This window comes from Methylophaga sp. UBA1464, from assembly GCF_002325665.1.
In the GTDB taxonomy this organism is placed as follows: domain Bacteria; phylum Pseudomonadota; class Gammaproteobacteria; order Nitrosococcales; family Methylophagaceae; genus Methylophaga.
The window spans coordinates 1-228 of record NZ_DCSO01000029.1 but is presented as its reverse complement, the minus strand read 5'-3'; the positions used below and the strand labels follow the sequence as shown (position 1 = coordinate 228).

At 48.7% G+C, this 228-nt stretch carries 1 protein-coding gene; it reads right to left on the bottom strand.

All coding sequences use genetic code 11. The annotated features are described in order from the left end of the window. A partial coding sequence (locus B3O33_RS03175; protein ID WP_292362904.1) for a hypothetical protein occupies positions 1-228 on the bottom strand: 228 nt, incomplete at both ends.

Below are 228 nucleotides of genomic sequence, written 5' to 3'. Positions count from 1 at the left end.
TCGGCTTCGGCTTCGGCTTCGGCAATATTGTTTTCTGTCTGGTTTGTTTCAACCAAATCGTTGAACGCATCTTCAGTTAATTGCTGGCTGTCGCTGTCTGAACTGGGATCTTCAATGGACAAAGCCTCTTCGAATTCCAATTCCAACGGAGAAATTTGCTCTGCTGCTTCCACTTCTTCCGTTAAAGCTTCTGACGCTGGTTCGACGGCTTGTTCCGGCTCGCCAGGT